This is a genomic window from Streptomyces sp. NPDC006529, assembly GCF_040611795.1.
In the GTDB taxonomy this organism is placed as follows: Bacteria; Actinomycetota; Actinomycetes; order Streptomycetales; family Streptomycetaceae; genus Streptomyces.
On the sequence record NZ_JBEXPB010000057.1, the window covers coordinates 1 to 23572 of the forward strand.

Annotated in this window: 19 protein-coding genes; 8 read left to right on the forward strand and 11 right to left on the reverse strand. The window is 74.1% G+C overall.

Translation table 11 applies throughout. The features are described from left to right. Both ABZY31_RS27840 and ABZY31_RS27845 read left to right on the forward strand, forming a co-directional pair. Positions 1 to 327 (forward strand): DUF3459 domain-containing protein (locus ABZY31_RS27840; RefSeq protein WP_356415506.1); only part of this gene is annotated, 327 nt, incomplete at its 5' end. After that, positions 315 to 1325 (forward strand): LacI family DNA-binding transcriptional regulator, encoded by a 1011-nt coding sequence (locus ABZY31_RS27845; protein ID WP_356415509.1) that lies wholly within the window; start codon positions 315 to 317, stop codon positions 1323 to 1325. The genes ABZY31_RS27840 and ABZY31_RS27845, both read left to right, overlap by 13 nt. A gap of 65 nt (positions 1326 to 1390) precedes the next feature. On the opposite strand, the gene cutA is transcribed toward ABZY31_RS27845, so the two are convergent. Beyond that, positions 1391 to 1717 carry a divalent-cation tolerance protein CutA gene (gene cutA / locus ABZY31_RS27850; RefSeq protein ID WP_356415512.1) on the reverse strand — a complete coding sequence of 109 codons (327 nt, stop codon included), beginning with the start codon at positions 1715 to 1717 and terminating at the stop codon, positions 1391 to 1393. Between the two features lie 192 nt (positions 1718 to 1909). On the opposite strand from cutA, the gene ABZY31_RS27855 reads away from it, so the two are divergent. Both ABZY31_RS27855 and pulA read left to right on the forward strand, forming a co-directional pair. After that, entirely contained in the window at positions 1910 to 3616 is a 1707-nt protein-coding gene (locus ABZY31_RS27855) for a carbohydrate-binding module family 20 domain-containing protein (RefSeq protein ID WP_356415515.1), read from the forward strand. 62 nt (positions 3617 to 3678) lie between these two features. Continuing rightward, complete coding sequence (pulA, locus tag ABZY31_RS27860) at positions 3679 to 9084, forward strand: pullulanase-type alpha-1,6-glucosidase (protein WP_356415518.1); 5406 nt, start codon at positions 3679 to 3681, stop codon at positions 9082 to 9084. 75 nt (positions 9085 to 9159) lie between these two features. On the opposite strand, the gene ABZY31_RS27865 is transcribed toward pulA, so the two are convergent. Continuing rightward, positions 9160 to 9696: a GNAT family N-acetyltransferase gene (locus ABZY31_RS27865; protein ID WP_356415520.1), complete on the reverse strand. Its 537-nt coding sequence runs from the start codon at positions 9694 to 9696 to the stop codon at positions 9160 to 9162. A 7-nt stretch (positions 9697 to 9703) separates the two neighbouring features. Continuing rightward, entirely contained in the window at positions 9704 to 10438 is a 735-nt protein-coding gene (locus ABZY31_RS27870; RefSeq protein WP_356415523.1) for a TetR/AcrR family transcriptional regulator, read from the reverse strand. Positions 10439 to 10534: 96 nt separating this feature from the next. Between ABZY31_RS27870 and ABZY31_RS27875 the strand changes: the two genes are divergently transcribed. Further along, on the forward strand, positions 10535 to 11002 hold the full coding sequence (locus ABZY31_RS27875; protein WP_356415526.1) for a hypothetical protein: 468 nt from the start codon (positions 10535 to 10537) through the stop codon (positions 11000 to 11002). Between the two features lie 4 nt (positions 11003 to 11006). On the opposite strand, the gene ABZY31_RS27880 is transcribed toward ABZY31_RS27875, so the two are convergent. From ABZY31_RS27880 to ABZY31_RS27900, 5 genes are all read right to left on the reverse strand, one after another. Beyond that, on the reverse strand, positions 11007 to 12071 hold the full coding sequence (locus tag ABZY31_RS27880) for a PDR/VanB family oxidoreductase (RefSeq protein ID WP_356415583.1): 1065 nt from the start codon (positions 12069 to 12071) through the stop codon (positions 11007 to 11009). Positions 12072 to 12103: 32 nt separating this feature from the next. Next, positions 12104 to 13003 carry a metal-dependent hydrolase gene (locus ABZY31_RS27885; protein WP_356415529.1) on the reverse strand — a complete coding sequence of 300 codons (900 nt, stop codon included), beginning with the start codon at positions 13001 to 13003 and terminating at the stop codon, positions 12104 to 12106. A 77-nt stretch (positions 13004 to 13080) separates the two neighbouring features. After that, entirely contained in the window at positions 13081 to 15015 is a 1935-nt protein-coding gene (locus ABZY31_RS27890; protein ID WP_356415532.1) for a hypothetical protein, read from the reverse strand. Positions 15016 to 15242: 227 nt separating this feature from the next. Next, positions 15243 to 16037: a tyrosine-protein phosphatase gene (locus tag ABZY31_RS27895; protein ID WP_356415535.1), complete on the reverse strand. Its 795-nt coding sequence runs from the start codon at positions 16035 to 16037 to the stop codon at positions 15243 to 15245. A 47-nt stretch (positions 16038 to 16084) separates the two neighbouring features. Beyond that, positions 16085 to 16675 carry a rhomboid-like protein gene (locus ABZY31_RS27900; RefSeq protein WP_356415538.1) on the reverse strand — a complete coding sequence of 197 codons (591 nt, stop codon included), beginning with the start codon at positions 16673 to 16675 and terminating at the stop codon, positions 16085 to 16087. Between the two features lie 177 nt (positions 16676 to 16852). On the opposite strand from ABZY31_RS27900, the gene ABZY31_RS27905 reads away from it, so the two are divergent. Continuing rightward, positions 16853 to 17566: a hypothetical protein gene (locus ABZY31_RS27905; RefSeq protein WP_356415541.1), complete on the forward strand. Its 714-nt coding sequence runs from the start codon at positions 16853 to 16855 to the stop codon at positions 17564 to 17566. Positions 17567 to 17628: 62 nt separating this feature from the next. Beyond that, positions 17629 to 19167, forward strand: coding sequence for a PepSY domain-containing protein (locus tag ABZY31_RS27910; protein ID WP_356415544.1), 1539 nt, complete (start codon positions 17629 to 17631; stop codon positions 19165 to 19167). Positions 19168 to 19267: 100 nt separating this feature from the next. Here ABZY31_RS27910 and ABZY31_RS27915 read toward each other — a convergent pair whose 3' ends face one another. The 3 genes from ABZY31_RS27915 to glnII form a co-directional block, all read right to left on the reverse strand. Next, the gene (locus tag ABZY31_RS27915; protein ID WP_356415547.1) at positions 19268 to 19885 is read right to left on the reverse strand and encodes a winged helix-turn-helix domain-containing protein; all 618 of its coding nucleotides are present in this window, start codon (positions 19883 to 19885) and stop codon (positions 19268 to 19270) included. Positions 19886 to 20231: 346 nt separating this feature from the next. Beyond that, positions 20232 to 21272 (reverse strand): hypothetical protein, encoded by a 1041-nt coding sequence (locus tag ABZY31_RS27920; RefSeq protein ID WP_356415549.1) that lies wholly within the window; start codon positions 21270 to 21272, stop codon positions 20232 to 20234. A 92-nt stretch (positions 21273 to 21364) separates the two neighbouring features. Then, entirely contained in the window at positions 21365 to 22384 is a 1020-nt protein-coding gene (glnII, locus tag ABZY31_RS27925; RefSeq protein ID WP_356415552.1) for a glutamine synthetase, read from the reverse strand. 233 nt (positions 22385 to 22617) lie between these two features. Between glnII and ABZY31_RS27930 the strand changes: the two genes are divergently transcribed. Then, entirely contained in the window at positions 22618 to 23571 is a 954-nt protein-coding gene (locus ABZY31_RS27930; protein WP_356415586.1) for a Gfo/Idh/MocA family oxidoreductase, read from the forward strand. Position 23572 lies beyond the last annotated feature (1 nt).

Sequence of the window (23572 nt, forward strand, 5' to 3'; positions counted from 1 at the left end):
GGCGGGAGCTGGCTGCCGCAGCCGGCGGAGTGGGCGGGGCTGAGCGTGGCCGCCCAGACCGGCGATCCGCACTCCACCCTGGAGCTGTACCGGGCCGCGCTGCGGATCCGGCGCGAGCGCGCCGAGCTGGGCGCGGGGGACGCGGTGGAGTGGCTGCCGGCCCCGGCCGGGGTGCTGGCCTTCCGGCGCGGTGAGTTCGTGTGCACCGTGAACACGGGGGGCGAGGCGGTCCGTACGCCCGCGCCCGGCACCGTGCTGCTGGCCAGCGGTCCGCTGGCCGACCCGGATCTGCTCCCGGCCGACACGGCGGTGTGGTGGCAGGGGTGACCTCCCCCCTGCGGCTGACGGACATCGCCGCGCAGGCCCAGGTCAGCGAGGCGACCGTCAGCCGTGTGCTCAACGGCAAGGCGGGCGTGGCGGCCGGCACCCGGCACAAGGTGCTGGCCGCGCTCGACCTGCTCGGCTACGAACGGCCCGTACGGCTGCGGCGGCGCAGCAACGGGCTCGTCGGGCTGCTCATCCCCGAGCTGACCAATCCGATCTTCCCGGCGTTCGCGCAGGTCATCGAGCAGGCGCTGGCGGGGCACGGGTACACGCCGGTGCTGTGCACGCAGACACCCGGCGGGGCCACCGAGGACGAGCTGGTGGAGCAGCTGGAGGAGCGGGGGGTGACGGGCATCGTGTTCCTGTCGGGGCTCCACGCGGACTCCCTGGCGGATCCGGCGCGCTACCGGCGCCTGGCCGCGCGCGGGGTCCCCTTCGTGCTGATCAACGGCTTCAACGAGCAGGTCAACGCGCCCTTCATCTCGCCCGACGACCGGGCGGCGGCGGACATGGTGGTGCGGCACCTGGAAGACCTCGGCCACCGGCGGATCGGGCTGGCGATCGGGCCGACGCGCTACGTCCCCTCGGCCCGCAAGGAGCAGGGCTTCCTGGCGGCCCTTCCCTCGGCCGAGGCGGAGGGGCTGATCCAGCGCACCCTGTTCACGGTGGAGGGCGGGCACGCGGCGGGGGGCGCGCTGCTGGACCGCGGGTGCACGGGGATCGTGTGCGGGAGCGATCCGATGGCGCTGGGCGTCATACGGGCGGCCCGCGAGCGGGGGCTGCGCGTCCCGGAGGACGTCTCGGTGGTCGGCTTCGACGACTCCCCGCTGATCGCGTTCACGGACCCGCCGCTGACGACGGTCCGCCAGCCGGTCCGGGCGATGGCGACGGCGGCGGTGGGCGCCCTGCTGGAAGCGGTGGGCGGCACCCCGGTCCAGCGCACGGAGTACGTATTCCAGCCGGAGCTGGTCGTCCGCGGCTCGACGGCCCAGGTGCCGTAGCCCCGGCGGGGGTGGGGGTTCGGCGTCACGGGCGCGCGGGGGGCCGCGCTGCCCGGCCGTAACGCCTACTCCGGCGTCGTCTCTTCGGTGACCCATGACAGGTAGGCGTCCGAGCCGCCGTCCGCGGGGAGCACGATCCACTCCGGTACGTCGTAGCCGTGCTGCCCGGCCACCCAGGCGGTCAGGTCGGGGAGACGGGCGCGGGTCGTCTTGTAGGAGACGCGCCACTCGGTGGCCGTCTCCACCGCGCCCTGCCACCGGTAGACGGCGGTCAGGGGCGCGTCGATGTGCGCACAGGCGGCCAGGCGGGCCGCGACCGCGCCGCGCGCCAGCTCCCGCGCGGCGTCCTCGTCGTCGATGGTCGTCTGCGCGATCACGATGTCCGTCGCCATGGCGTTCCTCCTGCGTGCCGGGGGCCGTGCCCGTGTGCCCCGGGGGACCCTACCGAGCCGCTCCGCCGGGGGCTGCCCGGAAACAATTCTGCAATCTCTTGCGCAAACTCTTGCAACACTCCTGGCCGCGCCCTACGGTCGCGACAATCCCCACCTCGTCACCTCCCCACCTCTCCGCCAGGAGGCCCCCCCATGCCCCGCATCCACAGAGCCGTGGTCGCGTGCGCCGCCCTCTCCCTCGCCGCCGCCGTCGGCACCTGGCAGGCACCGTCGGCCGATGCCTCGCCGCCCGCCGAACGGGACGTCACCGCCGTCCTCTTCGAGTGGAACTCCCCGTCCGTCGCCAAGGCCTGCACCGACACGCTCGGTCCCGCCGGCTACGGCTACGTCCAGGTCTCGCCTCCCCAGGAGCACATCCAGGGCCCCCAGTGGTGGACCTCGTACCAGCCCGTCAGCTACAAGATCGCCGGGCGGCTCGGTGACCGGACCGCCTTCAAGGCCATGGTCGACACCTGCCACGCGGCGGGGGTGAAGGTGGTCGCCGACTCCGTCATCAACCACATGGCCGCCTCCGACGGCACCGGAACGGGGGGCAGTTCGTACACGAAGTACAACTACCCCGGGATCTACTCCGGCGCCGACATGGACGACTGCCGCGCCACCGTCTCCAACTACCAGGACCGCGCCAACGTCCAGAACTGCGAGCTGGTGCAGCTCGCGGACCTCGACACGGGCGAGGACTACGTCCGGGGCCGGATCGCCGGGTACCTGAACGACCTGCTCACCCTCGGGGTCGACGGGTTCCGCATCGACGGCGCCAAGCACATGCCCGCCGCCGACCTCGCCAACATCAAGTCGCGGCTGACCGCGCCGGGCGCCTACTGGAAGCAGGAGGCGATCCACGGCGCGGGCGAGGCCGTCTCGCCGAACGAGTACCTCGGCACCGGCGACGTGCAGGAGTTCCGCTACGGCCGCGACCTCAAGCGGATCTTCCAGAACGAGAACCTGGCCTCCCTGAAGACCTTCGGCGAGGCGTGGGGCTACCTGCCCGGCGGCCAGGCCGCCGTCTTCGTCGACAACCACGACACCGAGCGCGGCGGCGACACCCTCAACTACACGGCGGGCGCCGGTTATACGCTCGCCAACGTCTTCATGCTGGCCTGGCCCTACGGCTCGCCCGACGTGCACTCGGGCTACTCCTTCACCGACCGTGACGCCGGTCCGCCCAACGGCGGTGCAGTGAAGGCCTGTTACACCGACGGGTGGACCTGCCAGCACGCCTGGCGCGAGATCTCCTCGATGGTGGGCTTCCACAACGCGGCGCGCGGGCAGGGCGTCACCAACTGGTGGGACAACGGCGGCGACCAGATCGCCTTCGGGCGCGGCGCCAAGGCGTACGTGGCCATCAACCACGAGGCGTCGGCGCTGACCCGGACCTTCCAGACCTCGCTCCCGGCCGGGGACTACTGCGACGTGCAGAGCGGGCGCGGTGTCACGGTGAACGGCTCCGGACAGTTCACGGCGACGCTCGGGCCGGACACCGCCGTCGCCCTGCACGTCAACTCCCGTACCTGCTCGGGCGGGACGACCACCCCGCCGCCCGCGGCGGCCGGCGCCTCGTTCGCCGTCAACGCCACCACCGTGCCCGGCCAGAACATCTACGTCACCGGTGACCAGAGCGCGCTCGGGAACTGGAACACCGCCTCCGCGCTGAAGCTCGACCCGGCCGCCTACCCGGTCTGGAAGCTCGACGTCGCCCTGCCCGCGGGCACGTCCTTCGCCTACAAGTACGTCCGCAAGGACGCCGCGGGCAACGTCACCTGGGAGAGCGGCGCCAACCGTACGGCCACCGTCCCCGCGAGCGGGAAGGTCGCGCTGAGCGACACCTGGCGCAGCTGAACGACACCCGGCGCAACCGACCCCCTCCCGCCCCCGCCCCGATCCGCCGAGGAGACCCCGCCTTGATACGCCCAGCCGCAGGAATCGTCGCCGCCGCCCTGGCCGTGACCCTCCTGCCCGCCCTGCCCGCGGCGGCCGCCGTCAAGGCCCCCGCTCCGCCCCCGGACGCGAAACTGGCGGCCGAGCCCGCCCGGCACGACCTGACCCGGGAGCAGTTCTACTTCGTGCTCCCGGACCGGTTCGCGAACGGCGATCCGCGCAACGACCGGGGCGGGCTCACCGGCAGCCGCCTCCGGACGGGGCTGGACCCGACGGACAAGGGCTTCTACCAGGGCGGCGACCTCAAGGGGCTGACCGACCGGCTCGACTACATCAAGGGGCTGGGCACCACCGCCATCTGGATGGCGCCCATCTTCAAGAACCAGCCGGTGCAGGGCGAGGGCGCGAACGCGTCCGCGGGCTACCACGGTTACTGGATCACCGACTTCACCCAGGTCGACCCGCACTTCGGGACCAACGCCGACCTGGAGCGGCTGATCGACAAGGCGCACGGGAAGGGGATGAAGGTCTTCTTCGACGTCATCACCAACCACACGGCCGATGTCATCGACTACCAGGAGAAGTCGTACTCGTACCTCTCCAAGGGCGCCTTCCCCTACCTGACCAAGGACGGGGTGGCCTTCGACGACTCGGACTACGCCGCCGCGGCCGCCGCGGGGAAGAAGGACTTCCCCGCGGTCGGCCCGGGGTCCTTCCCGCGCACGCCGCTCGTCCCCGCCGACAAGCGGGGCGCCAAGGTCCCGGCCTGGCTGAACGACCCGACGATGTACCACAACCGGGGTGACTCCACCTTCGCGGGCGAGTCCGCCGGGCACGGCGACTTCTCCGGGCTCGACGACCTGTGGACCGAGCGTCCCGAGGTCGTCTCCGGGATGGAGAAGATCTACGAGAAGTGGGTCCGGGACTTCCGTATCGACGGCTTCCGTATCGACACCGTCAAACACGTCGACCTGCCGTTCTGGACCCAGTGGGCGACCGCCCTCGACGCCTACGCCGCCCGGCAGGGGCGGCCGAAGTTCTTCATGTTCGGCGAGGTGTACTCCGCGGACATGGCGGTCACCTCGCCCTACGTCACCCAGGGGCGCCTCGACGCCACCCTCGACTTCCCGCTCCAGGACGCGATCCGCGCGTACGCCGCCCAGGGCGCCGGGGCCGGGCGGCTGGCCTCCGTCCTCGGGGCCGACTACCGGTACACCAGCGACCGGGCGAACGCCTACGAGCAGGTGACCTTCCTCGGCAACCACGACATGGGGCGGTTCGGCTCCTTCCTGAAGCAGGACCGGCCGGGGGCGGGGGAGCAGGAGCTGCTCGACCGCTACCGGCTGGCCAACGAGCTGATGTTCTTCTCGCGCGGCAACCCGGTGGTCTACTACGGCGACGAGCAGGGCTTCACGGGCGCGGGCGGCGACAAGGACGCCCGCCAGTCGCTCTTCGCCTCCACGACGCCGGACTACCTCGATGACGACCAGCTCGGAACGGTGCGCACACACGCGAGCGATGCTTACGATCCGGGACACCCGCTCTACCAGCAGATCAGTGCTCTCTCGAAGCTGACCAAGGCGCACCCCGCCCTGCGGGACGGCGTCCAGAGCGAGCGCCTCGCCGACGGCTCCCTCTACGCCTTCGCCCGTACGGACCCCCGCACCCGCACCGAGTACCTGGTCGCCGCCAACAACGGGTCCGCCCCGCGCACCGTGGAACTCGACGCCCCGGCCGGCGCCGCCTACACCGTCCTCTACGGCGGCGCGGGCACCACCACCGTCTGGGCCTCCTCCACCGGCAAGCTCTCCGTCACCGCCCCCGCCCTCGGCAGCGTGGTCCTCAAGGGCACCACTCCCCTCCCGGCCCCCGCCACCCGCCCCGCGCTGACCCTCACCCCGCCCGCCCCCGGCGCCACCGGCACCGTCGAGCTGTCGGCCACCGTCACCGGCGGCGGCCTGAACCGCGTCGTCTTCGCCGCCCAGAGCGGCAACGACAAGTGGCAGGTCCTCGGCTCCGCCGACCACGCCCCCTACACGGTCACCCAGCGGATCACCGCCCCGCCGGGCACCCCGCTGCGCTACAAGGCGGTCGTCGTCGACGCCTCCGGCCGCACCGCGAGCGCCCTGGCCGCCTCCACCGCCGGCCAGGCCCCGCCCCCCGAGGTCCCCACCGCCGTCCAGCGCGACCACGCCGTCGTGCACTACCACCGCCCCGACGGCGACTACACGAACTGGCGGCTCTACGCCTGGGGCGACCTCGCCGACGGCGAAGCCACCACCTGGCCGGCCGGGCACGACTTCACCGGCCGCGACGCCTACGGGGCCTTCGCCTACGTCAGGCTCAAGCCCGGCGCGAGCGCCGTCAACTACCTCGTCATCGACAAGGACGGCACCAAGGACGTCGCCGCCGACCGCACCATGGACGTGACGAAGACCGGCGAGATCTGGCTGGAGCAGGGCAAGGAGCCCGCCGGCACCGACCGCCCCGCCCACCCGCCGCAGGACCAGTCCAAGGCCGTCCTCCACCTGAACCGCGCCGACGGCGCCTACGACGGCTGGGGCCTGCACGTGTGGACCGGCGCCGCCGCCCCCACCGACTGGTCCAAGCCGCTGCTCCCCGTCCGCACCGACTCCTACGGCGCGGTCTACGAGGTCCCGCTCGCCCCGGGCGCCACCTCGCTGAGCTACATCCTCCACAAGGGCGACGAGAAGGACCTGCCCACCGACCAGTCCCTCGACCTCAAGGCCACCGGCCACGAGGCCTGGCTGCTGGCCGGGCAGCAGACCTACCTGCTGCCGCAGGCCGCCGGATCCGCCGCCGCCCTCGACCTGACCAAGGCCGAGGCCGTCTGGATCGACCGCGACACCCTCGCCTGGAACGCCCCGCCCGCCGCCGCCTCCGTCCAGCTCCTGGCCTCCCGCGAGGGCGCGGTCAAGGCCGCGGACGGCGCCCTCACCGGTACCGCGAAGGCCCGCTGGCTGCGGCTGACCCCGGGCGCGCTGAGCGACGTACAGAAGAAGAAGTTCCCGCACCTGGCGGCGTACACCGCCTTCACCGTCGACCCGCGCGACCGCGACCGGGTGCGCGAGGCGCTGCGCGGTCAGCTCGTCGCGAGCGCCCGCGCCGCCAACGGCGCCGTGCTCGCCGCCACCGGCGTCCAACTGGCGGGCGTACTGGACGACTTGTACGCCAACACCACCCCGCTCGGCCCCACCTTCTCCGCCCGCGGCCCGCGGCTCGCGCTCTGGGCACCCACCGCCCAGCAGGTATCCCTCGAACTCGACGGCGGTGCCCGCACCGTCCCCATGCGCCGCGACGACGCCACCGGCGTCTGGTCGGCGGACGGCGACCGCTCCTGGACCGGCAAGCGCTACCGCTACGCCGTGACCGTCTGGGCGCCGAGCACGGGGCAGGTGGTCCGCAACCTGGTCACCGACCCCTACTCCACCGGCCTGACCACCGATTCGACCTACAGCCTGGTCACCGACCTGGCCGCGCCCGCACTCCAGCCGCCCGGCTGGCGCGACCTGAAGAAGCCCGCCCCCGTCCCCTTCACCTCCGCCCAGATCCAGGAACTCCACATCCGGGACTTCTCGGTGGCCGACCCGACCAGCCGGCACCCCGGCCAGTACCTGGCCTTCACCGACACCGACTCGGCCGGCATGAAGCACCTGCGCTCCCTCGCCGCGGCCGGCACCTCCTACGTCCACCTCCTCCCGGCCTTCGACATCGCCACCATCCCCGAGGACCCGGCGCACCGCACCACCCCCGCCTGCGACCTCACCGTCTACGCCCCCGACTCGCAGGAGCAGCAGGCCTGCGTGGCGGCCGCCGCCGCGAAGGACGCCTACAACTGGGGCTACGACCCGCTGCACTACACCGTCCCGGAAGGCTCGTACGCGAGCGACCCCGACGGCACCGCCCGCACCGTGGAGTTCCGCCGCATGGTCCAGTCCCTCAACGGCGCGGGCCTGCGCACCGTGATGGACGTCGTCTACAACCACACCGCGGCCTCCGGGCAGTCGCCGCAGTCCGTCCTGGACCGCGTGGTCCCCGGCTACTACCAGCGGCTGCTCGCCGACGGCTCCGTCGCCACCAGCAGCTGCTGCTCCAACACCGCCACCGAGAACGCCATGATGGGCCGCCTCGTCGTGGACTCCGTGGTCACCTGGGCCAAGGAGTACAAGGTCGACGGCTTCCGCTTCGACCTCATGGGCCACCAGCCCAAGGCGAACATCCTGGCCGTGCGCGCGGCGCTGGACCGGCTGACCCCCGCCAAGGACGGGGTCGACGGGAAGAAGATCATCCTTTACGGCGAGGGCTGGAACTTCGGCGAGGTCGCCGACGACGCCCGCTTCGTCCAGGCCACCCAGAAGAACATGGCGGGCACGGGCATCGCCACCTTCTCCGACCGGGCCCGCGACGCCGTCCGCGGCGGCGGCCCCTTCGACGAGGACCCGCGCGTCCAGGGCTTCGCCTCCGGCCTCGCCACCGACCCCAACGGCGCGGCCGCGAACGGCACGCCCCAGGAGCAGCTGGCCCGGCTCCGGCACGCCCAGGACCTGATCAAGGTCGGCCTCACCGGCAACCTGGCGGACTACCGCTTCACCGACGCCACCGGCCGGACCATCACCGGCGCCCAGCTGGACTACAACGGCCAGGGCGCCGGATACGCGGCGGCGCCGGGCGACGCCCTCGCCTACGCGGACGCCCACGACAACGAATCGCTGTACGACGCCCTGAAGTACAAGCTCCCGCCCGCCACGTCCGCCGCCGACCAGGCGCGGATGCAGGTCCTGGCGATGGCCACGGCCACCCTCTCCCAGGGCCCGTCCCTCTCCCAGGCCGGGACCGACCTGCTGCGCTCCAAGTCCCTGGACCGCAACTCCTTCGACAGCGGCGATTGGTTCAACGCCATCCACTGGACCTGCGCGAACGGCGCCGGCAGCGCCAACGGCTTCGGCCGGGGCCTGCCGCCCGCCGCCGACAACCGTGCGAAGTGGCCGTACGCGGCGCCGCTGCTCACCACCCCCGGCCCGTCCTGCGCGGACGTCACCGGCGCCTCGGCCGCCTACCGGGACCTGCTGGGCATCCGTACCTCGGAGGCCTCCTTCGCCCTGACCAGCACGGCCGCGGTCCAGGACCGGCTGGCCTTCCCGCTGGCCGGCCCGGCGGAGACGCCCGGCGTCATCACCATGACCTTGGGCGATCTGGTCGTGGTCTTCAACGCCACACCGACCTCGCAGCAGCAGCGGGTGCCCGCGCTGGTCGGACGGCCCTACGTCCTGCACCCGCGCCAAGCGGCGGGCGCCGACCCGGTGGTCAAGGCGGCGGCGTACGACGCGGGGAGCGGCGGCTTCACCGTCCCGGCCCGCACGGTGGCGGTCTTCACGGCGAAGGCCGCGGCCGCGGGGGGAGGCCGCTGAGCCCGGCGGGCCCGCCGACCCGGGTGGGCCCGCTGGCCCGGGTGTGCCCGCCGACCCCGGCGGGCCCGCTCACGGTCACACCACGCTGAGGCGGTCCAGCCGCTTCTCCAGCAGGATCACCCCGTACATCCGCCCGTCCGTGGCCTGCTTGGACGGGAACTCCCCGACCACCCGGTAGCCCGCGCCCTGGTAGTACGCGAGCAGCCGGGGGTTGGTGGAGACGCAGTCCAGCCGCGCCCGCTCCAGGCCGGCCCGGGCGATGCGCCGCTCCGCGTGTTCGAGCAGCCGCCGCCCGGCCCCGGCGGGCGCGGCCTCGCGCTCGACCATCAGCCGGTGCACGTACCCGGCGACCGGCGGCTGGACGCCCCAGGCCTCCTCGTCGGACCACCACAGTTCGTACGCCCCGCACACGCGCCCGTCCGCGTCGGCGCCGATCCACACCTCGCCGTCCTTCATCCGGGCGCGGAAGTGCGCGGTGTCCTTCTCGCCCGGCTCCCACTGCTCGATGCCCCGCGCCCGCATCCACCGGGCGGCCTGGTCGTACAGGGCCACCAGCGTGCCGGCGTCCTTCTCCTCGGCCTGCCGGAACAAGATCCCGTCGTCAATGATCACGCGGTCATTATGACCGCGGCCCCGGCACCGGCCGGTGCGGCGTGACGGCCAGGCCCGGCGCGAACGCCGCGAGCCGCCGCACCAGTTCACCGAACGGCCCGTCCACGGGCTCGTCCGCGACGATCCGCACCAGCAGGGCGGCCATCTCCTCGTCGTAGGCGGCGCTCACGGCGGCCAGCGCGGCGAAGTCGTGCACCAGTTGCAGCTCCAGCTCGGCGCGCGGGATCCTGCGCCCGTCCAGCCAGATCAGGGCGGTGGACTCGGCGAGCGACACCCAGGAGCGCACGACCAGTTCGAGCCGCGCGGGCGGCCGCTCGACCCCGAGGTGGCCGAGGATCTGCTCGTAGGCGGCCTGGCGGACCTCGTCGATCATCGCATTGGTGCGGCTGGAGCCGACCGCGGGGCCGCCGCGCATCAGGGCGGAGAAGCCCGGGCCGTGCTCGTCGACGAAGGCGAAGTAGCGGCCCATCACGCGCAGCAGCCGTGCGCCCAGGGGGCCTTCGGCCGGCTCGTGGAAGCGCGCCGCCAACTCGTGGGCGGCCCGCCGCAGCGCGGCCTCGTACAGGCTCAACTTGCCCGGAAAGTAGTGGTAGACGAGCGGCCGCGATATCCCGGCGGCCGCCGCGATCTCGTCGATCGACACCTCGTCGGGCGACCGGTGACTGAAGAGGTCCAGCGCCACCCCGATCAGCTGCTGCCGCCGCTCCTCGACACCCATCCTGCGTCGCACCCCGGTTGTCATGCGAACACCCTACGGGTAGTGCGCGGCCGACGGCATCCGCTATGTTGAACGCGTTCAATTGAACGCGTTCAAAGTTATCGAGGCGGGGGTACGGCCATGACCGTCATGTCGCGAGCCGCGGGGAGCCACGGGCCGGTCCGGACGCCGGGGCGGGGCGGGCGCGGGGTCTCCTGGCAGCAGCGGTCCCTGGCCGTGGGCGCCGCGGCCTACGGCCTGTTCGTCGCCTCCCTCGTCTGCGCGTCCTCCAGCCTCGGAATCGTCTTCCTCGTGCCGGCGGCGCTGCTCACCGCGCCGCTGTTCCTCTTCCGGCGCCCCTCCGAATTCGCCTTGGCGGCCGGCGTCACGGGTGGCGCCGGCCTCTTCTTCGGCGTGTTCGGCTTCATGCTGGGCCTGTTCCTCTTCCTGCCCGCCGCGACCGCGCTGGTCCTCGCCGCCTTCGCCGACGGCCACGAGCGGCCCCGGACCGCGGGCATCCTGACCGGCATCGGGTCCCTCGTGCTCGCGTCGGCGTTCTGCTGGCTCGGCTCCGTCGCGTGGACCTACGTCATCGCCCCCGCCCTGTAATCCCCTACAGGTCCAGCGTCAGGTGCTCCCCCCGGGCCCGGGACACGCACAGCAGCATCGACGTCTCCCGCTCCCCGTCCGTCAGCAGGTCGTCGCGGTGGTCCACCTCGCCCGCCAGTACCGTGTGCCGGCAGGTGCCGCAGAAACCCTGCCCGCAGGAGTACGGGGTGTTCGGCAGTTCCCGCAGGACCGCCGCCAGCGTCGTGCCGTCCGCCGGCACCTCGACCGTGCGGCCCGAGCGGGCCAGGGTGACCGTGAAGGGCGCCTCCCCGCCCGGGGCCGCGGCCGGGCCCGGAGCGAAGCGCTCCAGCCTGACCTCCACGCCCGGCGGGGCCGCCGCCGTCACCGCCGCCATCAGGGGCTCCGGGCCGCAGCAGTAGACCAGCGTGCCCGCCGGGACGCCGGCCAGGACGCCCAGGTCGGGGCGGCCCGCCTCGTCCTCGGGGACCACCGTCACCCGCTCCCCGTACGCCGCCAGCTCGTCCAGGAAGGGCATCGAGGCCCGGCTCCGCCCCCCGTAGAGGAGGGTCCACCGCGCACCGGCCGTCGTGGCCGCGCGCAGCATCGGCAGGATCGGGGTGATCCCGATCCCGCCCGCGACGAAGACGTAGGAGGGGGCCGGGAGCAGGGCGAACCGGTTGCGCGGCGGCCGCAGTTCCAGCTCCGCGCCCTCCGCCAGGAGCGCGTGCGCCTCGCGCGAGCCGCCGCGGCCGTCCTCGACCAGGCGGACCGCGATCGTGTAGCGGCCCGCGTCCGCCGGGTCCCCGCACAGCGAGTACTGGCGCACCAGTCCGGACGGCAGCGTGACGTCGATGTGCGCGCCCGGGGTCCACGCGGGCAACTCGCCTGATTCCAGATCCAGTCGGAGCACCCCCTCGGCCGGCTCCGTGCGCGAGACGACCCTCGCGCGCAGCGCGCGGCGCGGCGAGTACCCGGACACCGGGTGCTCCAGGGCGGGGAGCGGCCACAGCGGGGAGCGCGCGATCCGGCGCCGCAGCGCCCGCCGGGTCAGCCAGGCGGCCCCGGCCACGGCGGTCACGGTGGTCGCACGGCGCGCCGCCGCGCCCAGCGGGCCCGCCGCACCGAGGGGGCTCAACGGGCTCACCGGGCACCGCCGTTCGCGCCGGGGGAGGTGGCGAGGTACGCCTCGGCCTGGGCCGTCGAACCCTCCTGCGAGGGGTGGTACGTACGGGACAGGTAGGAGGGGATCGACTTCAGCATCGCGCCCGTCGAGGGCAGGACGCCCTGCTGCCCGGCCCGGAAGAACTGGCCGAAGGAGGCCTTCGCGTGCGGCAGGCCGGGATCGTTCTCCATGAAGAAGCGGGCGCCGCGCTGCCAGAGGAACACCAGCGCCGTGAAGGCCGTCGCCCAGGTCCTGGCCCGGCGCCGGTAGCCGCCGTCGATGTGCATGAACAGCTCGAAGGCCACCGCCCGGTGCTCGACCTCCTCCGCCCCGTGCCAGCGCAGCAGGTCCAGCATCACCGGGTCCGCGCCCCGCCGGTCCAGCTCGTCCGCGTTCAGGATCCAGTTGCCGAGGAAGGCGGTGTAGTGCTCGATCGCCGCGATCGTCGCCACCCGCTCCTTGAGCCACCACTCGCGGGCCCGGCCCGGCGGCAGCGTGCGGTCCCCGAGGAGCTTCTCGAAGAGCCAGTCGACCTGCGCGGTGTAGGGGGTCGGGTCCAGGCCCAGCCGCTTGAGGTGCGGCAGCACGTCGTCGTGGGCGGCCGCGTGCATCGCCTCCTGGCCGATGAACCCGACCACGTCCGCGCGCAGGCGCTCGTCCGTGATGTAGGGCAGCACCTGCTTGTACACGTGCACGAACCAGCGCTCGCCGGCCGGGAGCAGCAGGTGCAGCACGTTCATCGTGTGCCCGGCGAACGGGTCGCCGGGCAGCCAGTGGAGCGGGGTGTCCTCCCAGGAGAAGGACACGTTCCGGGCCTTGAGCGGTATGTGCTCCGACGCCACGGGTGCGGGTGCAGGTGCGGACGGCGTATTAGACATGGCGTCAATGTACTGAGGGGTAGGCCGCCCGCAACACCCCCGTGCACGGATTCCGGCGCCGCCCCGCCCCGCCGCGCCTACCGCAGGACGCCCGCCCGCGTGCCGTCCGTCAGCTTCCCGGACAGCTCCACCTGCGCGCCCTCCGCCGCCTTCACCGCCAGCCGGTTCCCGGCCGCCGCCCCCGTCGCCCCGCCCGTCACCGACAGCGACGTGAACTGCGCCGTGCCCGCCGCCAGCACGTACCAGTGGCCGCCCTGCGACTTCCACAGCACGCCCGCCAGCACCCGGGGCTCCCGCGGCCCGCACGCCGGGGAACCCTCCGCCTTGGCCGCCTGCGCCGCGACCTGCGCGCCCGGGGCCAGGAACTGCGCCTGCACCCGGTCCGCCGTGCCCCGCCAGGTCTCGGCCCGGGTGCACAGCCAGGCCGCCGTGCCGTTGTTCTCCGGCAGCGGCTGGCGCGCGTACGCCCACGAGTTGACCGACCGCACCCCGTGCGAGCGGACCGCCGGCAGCAGGCACGCGATCCGGGACCACTCGCTCAGCTCCGCCGCCTGCGTCACGTCCCGCGCCGCGCCCGGCGCGCCGGACGTGAGCCGGGCCGGGGTCAGTTCGCCGAGGTCCGTCACCAGCCGGTGACCGGCGGCCGTCTCCAGGGCCAGCGCGTTCCACGCGGTACAGGAACCCGCCGGGGCCGGGCCGGCCACCGGGGCGGTGACCCCGTCCTTCAGCCGCAGCGGGGTCGGGGCGTCGGCCGGCTTGAGCAGGTCCCGTACGGTCGCGCCCGTCACCCAAGGCGCCGTCAGGTAGCGGACGTTGCCGTCCACCCGGCTCAGCACCAGGGCCGTCGCCGTCTCCGCCGCCGCGCCGTCCGTGCGGGCGAAGTCCAGGGCCGCGCCCGCGGTCCCGGACAGCGGCTCGGCGTAACGCACCACGCGCAGCCCGTCGTGCATCAGCACCACGACCGCCTGGTCGACCGCGCCCGCGAACAGCAGCTGCGGCGATCCCATCGGCGGGCCCGCCGGGGTGCCGGGCGTCGCCGACACCACCACCGAGGCGCCGGGGCGGGCCCACACGGCCAGCGCGCGGCGCAGCAGCTCCCGGTCGTCGGCGCGGTCGCCGCGCGCGGGCCACACGGAGAAGTCGGAGCGGTCGGCGGTGCGCCAGTCCGCGGCCCCCGCGCGGGTCACCTTCGCCGGGTCCAGGGCCTGCTCGGCCGCGGCGTTACGGGCGGACGCGGGCGCGGCGGCTCCGTCGGAACCCCAGCCCCCGCCCGGGAGCCCGAGCAGCGCCCCGCACACCAGCAGCGCCGCGCCCGCCGCGAGCGAACCCCGCACCCAGCGGCGGCGGCGCAGCAGATCCGTGGGGCGGGCCTGCAGCACACAGGGGTCGAACTCGGGGGAGGCGAACAGGGCGTCGTTCTCCGGCCCCCCGGCGGCGGCCAGCGCGGCCTCCGGATCCACCACCCCCGCCTCGGTCAGCACCAGCAGCACCTCCTGGCCGTCCAGCCCCTCCACCGCGCGCAGCGCGCAGGCGGCGCGGGCGGGGCCGTCGAGGGTGGCCAGCCACTGGTCCAGCGCCAGCTCCTCAGCCCCGCCGGACCGGGGGAACAGCCGCAGGCCCCACACCTGCGGCAGCGCGGGCGGCAGCTGCGCGCGGCGGGGCAGGGCGCGGAAGGTCAGCGGCAGCCCGGCCTCCAGCGCGGCGCGCAGCACCCGCAGCCGGACGTAGGCGTACCCGGCGTCGGCGGCCGGATCCGCGTCCTGCGCGCCGCGCTGGAACGGTACGAGGCCCTGCGCGCCGGAGGCCTCCCGGCCGCGGGGCAGGGCCCGCTGGGCGAGTGAATGCGCGGTCAGTACCCGGCGGTTGCGGCCCAGCGCGGGCGGCAGCACGAGGTACGCGAGGCGCACAAGGCGCGGATAGTGCTCGACGATGGCGGCCTCGGCGCGCTCGACGTCGACCCCGGCGTCGAGGGGGTGCGGGCGGGGGCGGGTGGCGGTGTCCGGCGCAGTCACGTTCAGCAGAACGAGCGAATCCCCGTATGGTCACCCCGCCGCCGGCCCGCAAGCGCCGGTGGGCGTGGTGGTCGCCTGCGGCTGGGCGTCCCGGGCTCTGCCCGGACCCGGTCCTCAAACGCCGGACGGCTTGAGGGTGTCCCGCGGGGCGGGGGCATTTCAGCCTCGCCGGCGTTTGAGGCGCGGGTCCGGGCGGAGCCCGGGGAGGGGCGGCCGCGGGGCCGGGGTCAGGTGGTCAGGCGGGTGCGGAGGGCGGCGATGGTGGCGTCCGGGACGCCGAGGCCTTCGCGGGCGTACTTCTCCATGGAGCCGTACCGCAGCGCCACCTCGTCCAGCGCCGCCGCCAGGTACTCCGGTACGACCCCGATCAGCGCCAGCGCGATCTCCGGATCCCCGCCCGCCGCCGTGAACCCCTCGATCAGAGGCGCGAAGGCGGCCCGGACGGCCGGGTTCACCGACAGGTACTCCGTCATCAGGGTCTCGTCGTCCGCCCCGAGCAGCGACAGGACGACGGTCGCCCCCCACCCGGTGCGGTCCTTGCCCGCCGTGCAGTGGAAGAGCAGCGGCCCGGACCCCTCGTCCGCCAGCTCCGTCAGCAGCGTCCGGTACGCCTCCCGCCCGGAGCCGGAGCTGACGAAGGACCGGTAGGTCTCCGCGAAGAGGGCCTGCGCCTTGCCGCCGCCGAGGTGCCGCTGCGCCACCGCCGGGTCGGCCAGCAGATCCTTGAGCTGCGCGGCGGCCGGCATGCGGCCCGAGTTGACCTTGTCGGCCAGGACGTCGGCGACCAGCATCCGGGCGCCCTGCGGCACCACGTCCGGGTGGTCGGCGCGTTCGGCCGCCGTGCGGAAGTCGATGACCGTCCGCAGGCCGAGCGCCGCCACGGCGGGATCGGAGGCGAGGTCGAGCCGGTCGAGCTGGCCGGAGCGGAGCGCCAGTCCGGGGCGCACCGTACGGCCACCGGCCACACGGGTGCCGCCGAGGTCGCGGAAGTTGGCGACGGTGGTGGACGGGGTGGCGGTCATCGTGGGCAACTCCAGCGTGGGGCGGGCGAGCGCTGCATGCGTCGCGTTCAGGCTATTTTCGGGTGTTTCGGGCGGGACAGGTAATCGACGGCCAGGGAGATCCCGATCCCGATACCCAGGGCGGCCAGGTGCCCGGCGTCCGTGAAGGTCCGCTCCCGCCGCAGCACCGGCGACACTGCCACCGCCAGCAGACCCGCCCGCGCGAGGCCGCGCACGCCCCCGCGCGGCAGCGCCGAGGTGAGGGCACCCAGGACCGCGTTGAAGCCGTAGCTGGTGCCCACGTCCACCGCCCGCCGCGTCACCGGCCCGGTCCGGCGCACCCGCAGCGCTCCGTAGACGAGCAGCGTGGCCCCGGCGTGCCCGAGCAGGAACACCCCGGCGGTCCACCAGGCGCCGTACGCGTATTCGGCGTACCCGAGGACGGCGAGCAGCAGCAGCGCGTACGGCAGCGGCATCGGCTCCTCGACCACGAAGGCGCTGCTCAGCAGCGTCTCCCAGCGCCCGGCGGCGAGATTGTCGACATTGGTCGAACATCCGCGCAGCACCCGCTCGCGCTCCAGCCGCTCCAGCCGCTCCAGCGCGTACGCGCCGAGCTGGACCCCGCCGGTGTAGACCGGCCCCAGCAGTAGTGGATTCACCCGTTCATGATCGGCCATGGGTGCGTGGCCCGCGCAACCGGTACCGCCGTTCCCGGGCGGCCCGCCGGATGGGACCATGAGCGGACCATGTCACCAGCCCCGGCGCCCCTGCGCCGCACGCGGGCCGCGATGTTCGCGGCGGTGTGTGTCGTATTGGCCGCTCTGGGGCATTCATACATGTCTGGCCATGACCTTCCCTTTCCTGGTCTTCTGGCCGCCTTCGGGGTGACCGGCGGCCTCGCCTGGCTGGGCGCCGGGCGCCGCCGCGGTGGCGTGGCCATCGGCGGCGCGCTGGTCGCCGTACAGGGCGTGCTGCACCTGCTCTTCTCCGCCGTCGGGGACCCCGGGCCCCACTCGGCTCCGGGGGGAGGGCGCCCGGGCGCTGCCGGAACCGCCTCCGCCGCAGGAATGCCGGACATGGCGGACATGCCGGGGATGGCGTCCATGCGGGGCATGGACCACGGCGCCGCGACGGATCCGGCCGCCGTGACGGACCCGGCCGCGCTCCCGGGGATGGACGCGATGCCCGGCATGCACGCCATGCCCGGGATGGACGCCATGGCCGGGCACGGCGGGCTCGGCATGATCGCCGCCCACCTGCTCGCCGCGCTGCTCTGCGCGCTCTGGCTCGCCCGGGGGGAGGCCGCGGCCTTCCGGCTCGCCCGCGCGCTGGGGGCGCTCGCCGTGGTCGCGGCCGCGCCGCTGCGCAGGGCGCTGGGGCTCGTACGGGCGCACCGCCCCCGGACGCCCGCCCGCTCCGCACGCCCGCGCACGCCGGAGCCGCCGCGCGCGCTGCGCGGAGCCGTACACGCCCACGTCGCCGTCAGGCGGGGACCGCCCGGGCCGTCGCACACCCGCGCCACGGCCCCCGGCCGTCCCGCCTTCGCCTGACCGGCGATCCCGGCGAGCCCTGGGGCCGGTTTCCCCATGTCTCGCCAACCCCGAGGATCACCATGTCCGTTGAAGACATCAGGGACGCCCGTGTCCCTGCAGACACCTCCGTCCCCGCCGACGCCCCCCAACCGGATCCCACGGCCGCCCGCCCGCCGGAGGTACGGCGGCGTGGCACCTGGGCGGCACTGCGCCCGCTCGTCCTGCGCGTGCACTTCTACGCCGGGCTGCTGATCGCCCCGCTGCTCTTCGTCGCCGCCGCGACCGGGCTCATGTACGCCCTCTCCTTCCAGGCGGAGAAGATCGTCTACTCCGAGGAACTGACCGTCGCCCACGTGGGCGAGCGCGCGCTGCCGCTCGGCGACCAGGTCGCCGCCGCCCGGGAAGCCGCGCCCCGCGGTGACGTCACCGCGGTGTGGCCCGCGCCCGAGGCGGACGCCACGACCCGCGTCGTCATGAAGAACCCGGGGCTCGCGGACGGCGAGACGCTCACCGTCTTCGTCGACCCCTACACCGCCGACGTCCGCGGGCAGCTGACCACGACCGGGGACGCGCTGCCGCTGCGGTCCTGGCTCAGCGCCTTCCACTCCAACCTCCAGCTCGGCGAGGTGGGCCGCGGCTACAGCGAGCTGGCCGCGAGCTGGCTCTGGGTCGTCGCCCTCGGCGGGCTCGCGCTGTGGATCGGCCGGGCGCGCAAGCGCCGGGCGGAGCTGGTCCTTCCGGACCGCGCGGCGAGCGGGCGGCGCCGCACGCTGTCCTGGCACGGGGCCGTCGGCCTGTGGGCCGCCGCGGGTCTGGTCGCCCTGTCGGCGACCGGTCTGACCTGGTCGAAGTACGCCGGTGAGAACATCGGTCAGCTCCAGGACCGGCTGGGCGGCGCCACCCCGTCCGTGTCCGCCGCGCTCAAGGGCGGCGCCGACGGCGGCGGGGACGAGCACGCGAACCACACGATCGACGCCAACGGCCAGATGGTCATGCCCGTCGGCCCCGACGTCGGCATAGACCGGGCCGTCGAGGCGGCCCGCGCGGCCGGGGTCACCGAGCAGCTCCAGGTGACCATGCCCGCCCAGGGCAAGGGGTACGTGGTCAAGGAGCGGGACCGCACGGTCCCGGTCCACCTCGACGCGGTCTCCGTCGACCCCGCCGACGGCGCGGTCATCGACGAACTTCGCTTCTCCGACTACCCGTTGCTCGCCAAGCTGACCCGCTTCGGCATCGACGGCCACATGGGCCTGCTCTTCGGCCCGGTCAACCAGCTGGCACTGGCGGCGCTCGCCCTCGCGGTGATGTTCCTGGTCTTCTGGGGCTACCGCATGTGGTGGCTGCGCCGGCCGACCAAGGACCGGACGCTGTCCGTGGGCCGGGCCCAGCCGCGCGGTGCCTGGCGGAAGGCGCCGGTGACGCTGCTGCTGCCGCTGGTCGCGGCGACGGCCCTGGTGGGCTGGTTCGTGCCGCTGCTCGGGATCAGCCTGCTGTGCTTCCTGGCGGTGGACATGGTGCTCGGCGCGGTGGCCCGCCGGGGCCGGTCCCACCCGCCGGTGCAGGCGCAGGAGGCGCAGGAGGCGCAGGCCAAGGCGGAGGCGGAGGCGCCGAGCGCCTAGCCGCGGCGCGAGCCGACGGTGGACCCGTGCCTCCCCTCGCGAAGCGCGGGCCCACCGTCGGTACCAGTTCAGTTCACTTCGGCCGACTGCGCACGAGCGCTCAGGGGGCGTACTTGTAGCCCACCCGGCGCACGGTCTGGATGGCGCCGCGGTGCGCCGCGCCCAGCTTGCGGCGCAGCCGGGCGATGTGGACGTCCACGGTCCGGCCGTCGCCGACGTGTCCGTAGCCCCACACGGTGGTGACCAGCTGGTCCCGGCTGTGCACCCGGTGCGGGTGGGCCACGAGGTGGGCCAGCAGCTCGAATTCGAGGTACGTCAGGTCCAGTACCTCGCCGTCGACCTCCGCCGTGCGCTGCTCGGAGTCGATGCGCACGAGCGCGTCACCGGTGATGGCGGCCGGGGCGGCGGACGGCGTGCCCGCACCGTAGGAGGCCGACGCGAACGGGGAGGGCGCGAGCGTGACCGCCGGCTGCTGGTGATCGGCCGGTACGAGCACCAGGTAGCCGATCATCGGCGGCTGGCCCGGCAGTGTCGGGAGGGTGTGCTGGGGCGCGGGCAGCCAGGTGGCGCCCGGCGGCAGGAGGTCCACCACGCGGGCGACCTCGTCCCGCTCGACCGCGCGCAGCCGCTGGCGGGGGCTGGGGATCGTACTGGGCGGGTAGGGGCGGTGGGCGGTCGCGGTGGAGGCAGCGGTCGAGAAGGAACGGGTGTTCGCCATGAGTGGTCAGCTCTTTCACGCGGAGAGTCGGCAGGAGACGTACGTCGTCGTCGTACCGCGCAGACCGAAGGCCTTCGGAAGGTCTGGTGCAGAGGTTCCGTAAGGCTTTAGAGGGCCGGCGCGTTCTTCGCGCGGCAACACACCCGGTCGAAATCGTGATCCTGACGGGAAGGCCAGAACGGCTCGAGGTCGCTGCGACCTGTCGAGGAGTGCTGCGGGTAGCCGGCCATGCGGCCATTCAAGCAGATGTCCCGGGCCCGGGGCAGACCCCGTCTCACCTGCTGGATCGGAATCTCAAATTCCGTGATCATGGCCGCACGGCTCCCGGTCAATACCGGACAAACCGTCAATGGGCCAGCCGTTTGCGCCAGTCCAGGCCGGTCACGCGTATCGCATCGTGGGCGGATCCGTCCCACTGCCAGCGCAGACCCACCCCGTCGAGGGCGGCCGTGACCTCCCGGCCCACCGCCTCGTCGGCCACGGCGGCCCCGTCGGCCTCCGGGCCCTCCGCGGTTTCCCCGTCCGCCGCCTCCGGGTACGCCCCGTAGTACAGGAAGAGGTCCCCGCCCTCCGCCGCGCCCTCGGTGCACTGGCGGTGGAAGAACACGAACCCCCGCGCGTCCTCGGCGCCGTCGCCCCGGATCTCCGCCAGAGCGCAGCCGCGGCAGCAGGCGAAGTTCTCCCGCGCCGTGATCCCGCCGGCCTCCAGCGCCGCGAACGCCCGGGACAGCCGCTCCGGATCCGTCTCGCCGGTCCACTCCGCCTGTTCCGCCAGCCGCTCCCGCCACAGCCGCACCGCCAGCTCGTGCGCCTGCGCTGCCGAGACGGGACGGACCTCGCCGCTCACCAGGTAGTCCTCGGCGAGCTCGGCCAGTTCCGCCCGCCCCGCGTACCCGCACCGCAGCGCGAGCCGCACCCGCTCCTCCACCTGCGCCCGCACGGCGGGGTCGAGGGGCGGCGCCTCCTCGGTGCGGAAGGCGACGCGTTCCCAGGCCGGACCCCGGTCCCAGCCCTCGTCCCCGCGCGCCCAGGCGGCCATCACCTCACCGACCTCGGACGCGCTGCGCAGGAAGGCGCGGAAGTGCCGGTCGGGCGCGCCGTCGCGGTGTTCGAGCTGGTAACCCTGCGCGCCGACGTCCGCCACGTCGTGCCACACCTGTATGTAGACGTCCGGGTCGCTCGGGAGCCGCTCGACGACGAGGAAACGGTCTCCCTCCGCGCCGATGCGCTCCGCCAGCCTCTCCAACGTGAAGGGCGCGGGCCGAACGTGGGCCTCGCCGCTCTCCGTCCCGATCCGGATCGCCAACGCCGATGCCGACGCCGATGATCCCGGCGCCGTCGGCGCCGTGTCCGTCCCCGTGTCCGTCCCCGCCCGTGTCCCCGTCATGGGAACCACGGTGACACGGCCCACTGACAACGGCGCCCGCCGGCCCCCGGACGGGGGCGCGGCGGGCGCGGGAACCGGTGGTGCGTCCGAGGTCAGACCAGGCCGTCCTTCTCCAGGGCGGTGCAGCAGGTGTCCACGATCAGGCGGGTCACCACGTAGGGGTCCACGTTCGCGTTCGGGCGGCGGTCCTCGATGTAGCCCTTGCCGTCCTTCTCCACCTGCCACGGGATGCGGACCGAGGCGCCGCGGTCGGAGACGCCGTAGCTGTACTCGTTCCACGGGGCGGTCTCGTGCAGGCCGGTCAGCCGCTCGTCGATGCCCGCGCCGTAGTGCTTGACGTGGTCCAGCGGCTTGGAGCCCTCGCCGAGCGACTCGCACGCCGAGATGATCGCGCGGTAGTCGGCGCGCATCGCCTTCGTGGAGAAGTTGGTGTGCGCGCCCGCGCCGTTCCAGTCGCCCTTGACCGGCTTCGGGTTCAGGGTCGCCGAGACGTTGAAGTCCTCGGCCGTGCGGTAGAGCAGCCACCGCGCGATCCACAGCTGGTCGGAGACCTCCAGCGGGCCGACGGGGCCCACCTGGAACTCCCACTGGCCGGGCATGACCTCGGCGTTGATGCCGGAGATGCTCAGCCCCGCCGCGAGGCAGTGGTCGAGGTGCTTCTCGACGATCTCGCGGCCGAAGATCTCGTCGGAGCCCACGCCGCAGTAGTAGCCGCCCTGCGCGGCGGGGAAGCCGCCGACCGGGAAGCCGAGGGGGCGGATGCCGTCGAAGAAGGTGTACTCCTGCTCGATGCCGAAGATCGGCTCCTGCGCGGCGTGCTCCTCGGCGACCGGGCGCAGCAGGGCGCGGGTGTTCGACTCGTGCGGGGTCATGTCGATGTTCAGCACCTCGCACAGGACGAGGAGGTTGGCGCCGCCGCGGATCGGGTCCGGGCAGGAGAACACCGGCTGGAGCACCCGGTCGGAGGCGTGGCCCTCGGCCTGGTTCGTACTCGATCCGTCGAAGCCCCAGATCGGCAGCTCGTCGCCGTCGGTCATGATCTTCGTCTTGGAGCGGAGCTTGGCCGTCGGCTCGGTGCCGTCGATCCAGATGTACTCAGCCTTGTAGCTCACGGGACCGTCCTCAGACTCTGCGGGTGCTGCGGTGATGACCGCAGCGTGCCCGCTCGCGATTTCTCTTCCGTTGCCCGTGTGTGAACCCCGTGTTACCGGCGTTTACGGCGCGGGCCGGGCGGGTTGTGCGGGCGCGCCGGGGCGGGCGGAGCCGTGGGATGGTCGCAGGGGGCAGCGCGTGGAAGCGTGTCCTCCCGAACGGCGGCCGCGTGGGGCAGACTGGGCGCGTGACCATTTCGTATGATTTGACGTCAGCGAACGACGGTTCCGGCCTGCCCGGCGGACCCCTTCCCCGCGTCGGCCTGCTCGGTACGGGCCCCTGGGCCGCCCGCACCCACGCCCCCGCCCTGGCCGCCCACACCGGCTCCACCTTCGCCGGCGTGTGGGGACGGCGGCCCGAAGCCGCCGCCGAACTGGCGGACGCCCACGGCGTGAAGGTGTACGAAGACCCCGACGCGCTCTTCGCGGACTGCGACGTCGTGTCCTTCGCGCTGCCCCCCGACGTCCAGGCCCCGCTCGCCGTCCGCGCCGCCGCCGCCGGATGCCACCTGCTGCTCGACAAGCCGGTGGCCACCGATGTCCGGCAGGCCCGCGCCGTGGCCGACGCGGCCGCCCGCCACCAGGTCGCCTCCGTCGTCTTCCTCACCCTGCGCTTCGCCCGGCCGACCGCGGACTGGGTCGAGGAACAGGCCGCCAGCGACGGCTGGTTCACCGCGGCCGCGCACTGGCTCGGCGCGGTCTTCCCGCCCGACGGCGCGCCCAGCGCCTACGCCGACTCGCCCTGGCGCAAGGAGAAGGGCGGCCTGTGGGACGTGGGCCCGCACGCCCTCTCCGTCCTCATCCCCGTCCTCGGCGACGTGGTCCGGGTCAGCGCCACGCGCGGCCCCTCCGACGTCGTCCAGCTGGCCCTGCGCCACGCCTCCGGCGCGGCCAGCACCGCCGTCCTCAGCCTGGGCGCCCCGGGCGCCGCCGCCGGGGTGGGCCTGGAACTGCGCGGCGCGGCCGGGGTCCACTCCCTGCCCGACTGGAGCGACGTGCCGGGCGCCTACGGCCGCGCCCTCGACGCCCTCCTGGCCGCGGCGCGCACGGGCGTCCCCGACCCGCGCGACGCGGCCTTCGGGGCGCGTCTGACGGAGATCCTGGCAGAGGCGGAGGAACTGGCGGGCCCGCCTGAGGACCGGGCCTGAC

Bases quoted from the DNA above. Each gene is read 5' to 3' on its own strand.
- ABZY31_RS27895 (WP_356415535.1), bottom strand. From the start codon at position 16,037: ATGACCGCCACCCCGTCCACCACCGTCGCCAACTTCCGCGACCTCGGC.
- ABZY31_RS27855 (WP_356415515.1), top strand. From the start codon at position 1,910: ATGCCCCGCATCCACAGAGCCGTGGTCGCGTGCGCCGCCCTCTCCCTC.
- cutA (WP_356415512.1), bottom strand. From the start codon at position 1,717: ATGGCGACGGACATCGTGATCGCGCAGACGACCATCGACGACGAGGAC.
- ABZY31_RS27910 (WP_356415544.1), top strand. From the start codon at position 17,629: ATGTCCGTTGAAGACATCAGGGACGCCCGTGTCCCTGCAGACACCTCC.
- ABZY31_RS27875 (WP_356415526.1), top strand. From the start codon at position 10,535: ATGACCGTCATGTCGCGAGCCGCGGGGAGCCACGGGCCGGTCCGGACG.
- ABZY31_RS27905 (WP_356415541.1), top strand. From the start codon at position 16,853: ATGTCTGGCCATGACCTTCCCTTTCCTGGTCTTCTGGCCGCCTTCGGG.
- ABZY31_RS27885 (WP_356415529.1), bottom strand. From the start codon at position 13,003: ATGTCTAATACGCCGTCCGCACCTGCACCCGCACCCGTGGCGTCGGAG.
- ABZY31_RS27870 (WP_356415523.1), bottom strand. From the start codon at position 10,438: ATGACAACCGGGGTGCGACGCAGGATGGGTGTCGAGGAGCGGCGGCAG.
- ABZY31_RS27920 (WP_356415549.1), bottom strand. From the start codon at position 21,272: ATGACGGGGACACGGGCGGGGACGGACACGGGGACGGACACGGCGCCG.
- ABZY31_RS27915 (WP_356415547.1), bottom strand. From the start codon at position 19,885: ATGGCGAACACCCGTTCCTTCTCGACCGCTGCCTCCACCGCGACCGCC.